Source organism: Achromobacter sp. (assembly GCF_057314935.1).
In genome coordinates this window covers 1-5,313 of record NZ_DBHKZA010000127.1, presented here as the reverse complement: position 1 = coordinate 5,313, position 5,313 = coordinate 1, and the positions used below count along the sequence as shown (strand labels likewise).

Genomic DNA, 5,313 nt, shown 5'->3' with positions numbered 1-5,313 from the left:
CATCATCAACACGAACCCGATCATCAAGCCGCAGGTGGCGTAGACCTCGTGGCCCTTGCGGTGCGACTCGGGGATGATCTCGTGGCTGATGACGAACAGCATGGCGCCCGCCGCAAAACCCAGCCCCCACGGCAGCATCGGCGCCGAGAATCCGACGATGGCCGCGCCGATCACCGCGCCCAGCGGTTCGACCAGCCCGGACAGCATGCCCAGCGCCACGGCGAAGGCGCGCTTGTAGCCGGCGGCCAGCAGCGCGACGGCCACCACCAGCCCTTCCGGAATGTCCTGGATGGCGATGCCTGTCGCCAATGCCGTGCCGCGCACGGGGTCGCTGCCCGCATAGCCCACACCGATGGCCAGGCCTTCGGGCAAGTTGTGCAGGGTGATGGCGAACACGAACAGCCAGGTGCGGCGCAGGCGGTGCGCCTCGATGCCCTCGCGGCCCTTGATGAAGTGCTCGTGCGGCAAGGTGCGGTCCATCACCAGCAGGACCGCCGCCCCCAGCAGGATGGCCGCGCCGACGGTCAAGCCTGCGCCCCACGGTCCCATGCCCTGGGTCTTGGCGGCTTCGATGCCTGGCGCTACCAGCGAAAAGGCGCTGGCGGCCAGCATCACCCCGGCGCCGAAGCCGAACATGCTGTCCTGGACCTTCTGCGGGATGGTGCGGGCGAACAGGATGGGGAGCGTGCCCAGCGCGGTGGCGGCGGCCGCCACCAAGCCACCCAGCAGCGCGTCGGCCACGTGCGGCGCACGCACGTCCAGGTAGGCCCAGAGCTGATGCAGCGCCAGGCAGGACACCATCACGGCAAGCGTCCACACGCTGATGCTGGTGGCCGCAGGCCGCACGCGATGACGGCTGAAGGTGTTCATAGGGCCGCTCCCCTCCTTGAGAGAGATGCGCTCAGCCCTTCGCGGCCGCATAGCGGCGAGCCACTTCGGGCCAGTTCACGACATTGTAGAAGGCGCCGATATATTCGGGACGGCGGTTCTGATACTTCAGATAGTAGGCGTGTTCCCAGACATCCAGGCCCAGGATCGGCGTATTGCCCTGCATCAGCGGGCTGTCCTGGTTGGCGCTGCTTTCCACCACCAGCTTGCCGGCCGGCGTCACCGACAGCCAGGCCCAGCCGCTGCCGAAGCGGGTCAGCGCCGCCTTGGTGAAGGCCTCGCGGAAAGCGGCCAGGCCGCCCAGTTCGGATTCGATGGCGGCCGCCAGCGCGCCGTCGGGTTCGCCGCCGCCTTCGGGGGACATCACCGACCAGAACAGGCTGTGGTTGGCGTGGCCGCCGCCATGGTTGCGCACGGCGCCGCGGATGGCTTCGGGCAACTGGTCCAGACGGGCCACCAGGGCTTCGACGGGTTCATCGGTGCTGATCCCGGCCCCGTCCAGCGCCGCGTTCAGGCTGGTGACATAGGTTTGATGATGCTTGCTGTAGTGGATCTCCATCGTCATCGCGTCGATGTGAGGCTCCAGGGCGTCATAGGCGTACGGCAGGGTCGGAAGGGTGTAGGCCATGCATGTCTCCGGTGGACCCGCCTTCCCGATGGAAGGCGCAAGTCAATATCGAAAACATAAATGATATGTATTTTTATTTGATATCACAATGGTATTGTTGCAATTCATGCCATAGCGCCCGGCTATGCGCCGGGCACCCGGCTTACAGTGCCTTGCCGCAGGCCACGCCCGACGCCCAGGCCCACTGGAAGTTGTAGCCGCCCAACCAGCCGGTGACGTCCACGGCTTCGCCGATGAAATACAGCCCCGGCGTGGTCTTGGCCTGCATGGACTTCTGGTCCAGCCCGCGCGTGTCCACGCCGCCGCGCATCACTTCGGCCTTCTTGTAGCCGGCGGTGCCGCTGGGCACCAGCGACCATTGATGGATGTCCTGCGCCAGCGCGCGCAGCGTCTTGTCCGGCGCATCGGCGAGACGCAGCGCCGCCAGGCCGGGTTTGCCGCCCTGCTCCGCCAGATGCAGCCAGCGGTCGGCCAGCCGCTTGGGCCAGAGCCCCGCCAGCACCGTATGCAGCTGCTGCCGGTTGCCGGATTTGGCGGCCAGCAGTTCCTGGGCCAGGTCGCGGCCCGGCGCCAGGTCGATCACGATGGGTTCGCCGGGTTTCCAATAGCTGGAGATCTGCAGGATCGCCGGGCCGGACAGGCCCCGGTGGGTGAACAGCAGGTCTTCCTGGAATTCGCCGCGGGCCTTGCCCTGCCCCGTGTGCAGGCCGACTTCCAGCGCCACACCCGACAGTTCGGACAACGCCTGCCATTGCGCGGGGTCGAACGTCAGCGGCACCAACGCGGGCCGGGGCTCGACGACTTTCAGGCCGAACTGCCGCGCGATCTTCAAGCCGAAGTCGGTGGCGCCCAGTTGCGGGATCGCCATGCCGCCGGTCGCCACGACCAGCTTGGCCGCGCGGATCAGGCCTTGGGCGGTGCGCAGCTCGAAGCCCGCTTCGCCGTGGCCGATCTCGGACACCGCGCAACCCATGCGCCATTGCACGTTGCCGGCGTCGCACTCGGCGCGCAGCATGTCGATGATGGATTCGCTGGAGTCGTCGCAGAACAGCTGGCCGCGGTGCTTCTCGTGCCAGGCGATATGGTGGCGCTTCATCAGCGCCAGAAAATCCTGCGGCGTGTAGGCCGACAACGCCGAGCGGCAAAAATGCGGGTTGTCGGACAGGAAATTGGCGGGTCCGGCCCCGATGTTGGTGAAATTGCAGCGGCCGCCGCCGGAAATGCGGATCTTCTCCGCCAGGCGTTCGGCATGGTCGACCAGCACCACGCGCAAGCCGCGCTGGCCGGCCACCGCTGCACACATCATGCCAGCGGCGCCGGCGCCGAGTACGGCTACATCAAACATCAGGACTCCAGACCCGCAGGCCTTACTCTTCGATCAGGCAATCGACGTAGTAGCGCTTTTCGCCATTCGGACCCACTTCATCAGCCAGGCCGTGGATGTAAGTTTCGAAGCCGGGGAAGCGCTCATTGAACTCGCGCGCGAATTGCAGGTACTGCACGATCGTGCGGTTGAAGCGTTCGCCCGGGATCAGCAGCGGGATGCCCGGCGGATACGGCGTCAGCAGCACGCCGGTCACGCGGCCCTCCAGCTTGTCGATGTCGACGCGTTCGACCTCGCGGTGCGCCATGCGGGCAAAGGCGTCCGAAGGCTTCAGCGCCGGCACCATGTCGCTCAGGTACATCTCGGTGGTCAAGCGGGCGACGTCGCGCGCGCGGTAGGCCTCGTGGATCTCCTGGCAGAGATCGCGCAGGCCCATGCGCTCGTAGCGGCGATGGACCTTGCAGAAGTCCGGCAGGATGCGCCACAGCGGCTGATTGCGGTCGTAGTCGTCCTTGAACTGCTGCAAGGCGGTCAGCAGCGTGTTCCAGCGGCCCTTGGTGATGCCGATGGTAAACAGGATGAAGAACGAGTACAGGCCCGTCTTCTCGACCACCACGCCGTGCTCGGTCAGGTACTTGGAGACCAGGGCGGCGGGGATACCCGTTTCGCCGAAGCTGCCCGACATGTCCAGGCCCGGAGTGATGACCGTGGCCTTGATCGGATCCAGCATGTTGAAGCCTTCGGCCATTTCGCCGAAGCCGTGCCAATGGTCGTTGGCTTCCAGGATCCATTCGTCACGGTTGCCGATGCCTTCGGAGACCAGGCGGTTCGGGCCCCAGACCTTGAACCACCAGTCGTTCTTGCCGAACTCGGATTCCACCTTGCGCATGGCGCGGCGGAAGTCCAGCGCTTCGCGGATGCTTTCCTCGACCAGCGCGGTGCCTCCCGGCGGCTCCATCATGGCGGCGGCCACGTCGCACGACGCGATGATCGCGTACTGCGGCGAGGTCGACGTGTGCATCAGGTACGCCTCGTTGAAGACGTTGCGGTCCAGCTTGCGGGTCTCGGACTCCTGCACGATGATCTGCGAGGCCTGCGAGATGCCGGCCAAGAGCTTGTGCGTGGAGTGCGTGGCGAAGACCATCGCGTCATGGCTGCGCGGACGGTCCTGGCCGATCGCGTGCATGTCCTTGTAGAACTCGTGGAACGAGGCGTGCGGCAGCCAGGCCTCGTCGAAGTGCAGCGTATCGACATAGCTGCCGAGCTGCTCTTTGATCATTTCCACGTTGTAGATGACGCCGTCGTACGTGCTTTGCGTCAAGGTCAGGATGCGCGGGTTCTTGTTCACCGCTTCGCGCGCGAAGGGGTTGGCTTCGATCTTCTTGCGGATATTGTCCGGGTGGAACTCTTCGAGCGGGATCGGGCCGATGATGCCCAGATGGTTGCGCGTGGGGCGCAGGAACACCGGGATCGCGCCCGTCATCGTGATGGCGTGCAGGATCGACTTGTGGCAGTTTCGGTCCACCACCACCACGTCGCCCGCGGCGACGTTGGCATGCCACACGACCTTGTTCGAGGTCGAGGTGCCGTTGGTGACGAAGAAGCAATGGTCCGCATGGAAGATGCGCGCGGCGTTCAGTTCCGATTCGGCGACGGGACCGGTGTGGTCCAGCAGCTGGCCCAGTTCGTCCACGGCGTTGCAGACGTCGGCGCGCAGCATGTTCTCGCCGAAGAACTGGTGGAACATGCGTCCGACCGGGCTCTTCAGGAACGCCACGCCGCCCGAGTGGCCGGGACAGTGCCAGGAATACGAACCGTCCTGCGCGTACTTGACCAGCTCGCGAAAGAACGGCGGCGGCAGCGAATCCACGTAGCTGCGGGCCTCGCGGATGATGTGGCGCGCCACGAATTCGGGGGTGTCCTCGAACATGTGGATGAAGCCGTGCAGTTCGCGCAGGATGTCGTTCGGAATGTGTTCCGACGTGCGCGTCTCGCCATACAGGTAGATGGGGATATCGGCGTTGCGAAAGCGCAGTTCGCCGATGAACATGCGCAGGTTCTTGATCGCGCTGGCCACGTCCTCGGGCGAATCCACGTCGAACTCTTCATCGTCGATCGACAGGATGAAGGCGCTGGCGCGGCTTTGCTGTTGCGCAAACGAACTCAGGTCGCCATAACTGGTCACCCCGATCACCTCGACGCCCTCGGCCTCGATCGCTTCAGATAAGGCACGGATACCCAAACCGGACGCGTTCTCAGAACGGTAGTCCTCGTCGATGATGAAGATGGGGAAGCGGAATTTCATGCAGGCGCTCCTGGGGCAAGGCGGGATCGGACGCTTATCGCGGCGCGAGTGTACTTCTAGTAAAAATCCGCCTGATGACAGACGGCGCGAGCACCCGCCGGGGAGGCGGGAATGGCGGAATTGTAGGGCTGTTTTTCTTACAGTCCTAAGGGAAATCCCCAGAAGGCC

General features: G+C 65.0%; 4 protein-coding genes. All 4 read right to left on the bottom strand.

Annotated elements, in window-relative coordinates:
* A partial coding sequence (locus ACO6D5_RS28125; RefSeq protein WP_485827209.1) for a ZIP family metal transporter occupies nucleotides 1–870 on the bottom strand: 870 nt, incomplete at its 3' end.
* 31 nt (nucleotides 871–901) lie between these two features.
* Complete coding sequence (locus tag ACO6D5_RS28120) at nucleotides 902–1,516, bottom strand: superoxide dismutase (RefSeq protein WP_006226193.1); 615 nt, start codon at nucleotides 1,514–1,516, stop codon at nucleotides 902–904.
* A 142-nt stretch (nucleotides 1,517–1,658) separates the two neighbouring features.
* The gene (locus ACO6D5_RS28115) at nucleotides 1,659–2,861 is read right to left on the bottom strand and encodes a BaiN/RdsA family NAD(P)/FAD-dependent oxidoreductase (RefSeq protein WP_485827208.1); all 1,203 of its coding nucleotides are present in this window, start codon (nucleotides 2,859–2,861) and stop codon (nucleotides 1,659–1,661) included.
* Nucleotides 2,862–2,883: 22 nt separating this feature from the next.
* The gene (locus ACO6D5_RS28110) at nucleotides 2,884–5,145 is read right to left on the bottom strand and encodes an arginine/lysine/ornithine decarboxylase (protein WP_006226191.1); all 2,262 of its coding nucleotides are present in this window, start codon (nucleotides 5,143–5,145) and stop codon (nucleotides 2,884–2,886) included.
* Between the last annotated feature and the right edge of the window lie 168 nt (nucleotides 5,146–5,313).

Coding starts and splice junctions, on each gene's coding strand:
- ACO6D5_RS28120 (WP_006226193.1), bottom strand. CDS start 1,516: ATGGCCTACACCCTTCCGACCCTGCCGTACGCCTATGACGCCCTGGAG.
- ACO6D5_RS28115 (WP_485827208.1), bottom strand. CDS start 2,861: ATGTTTGATGTAGCCGTACTCGGCGCCGGCGCCGCTGGCATGATGTGT.
- ACO6D5_RS28110 (WP_006226191.1), bottom strand. CDS start 5,145: ATGAAATTCCGCTTCCCCATCTTCATCATCGACGAGGACTACCGTTCT.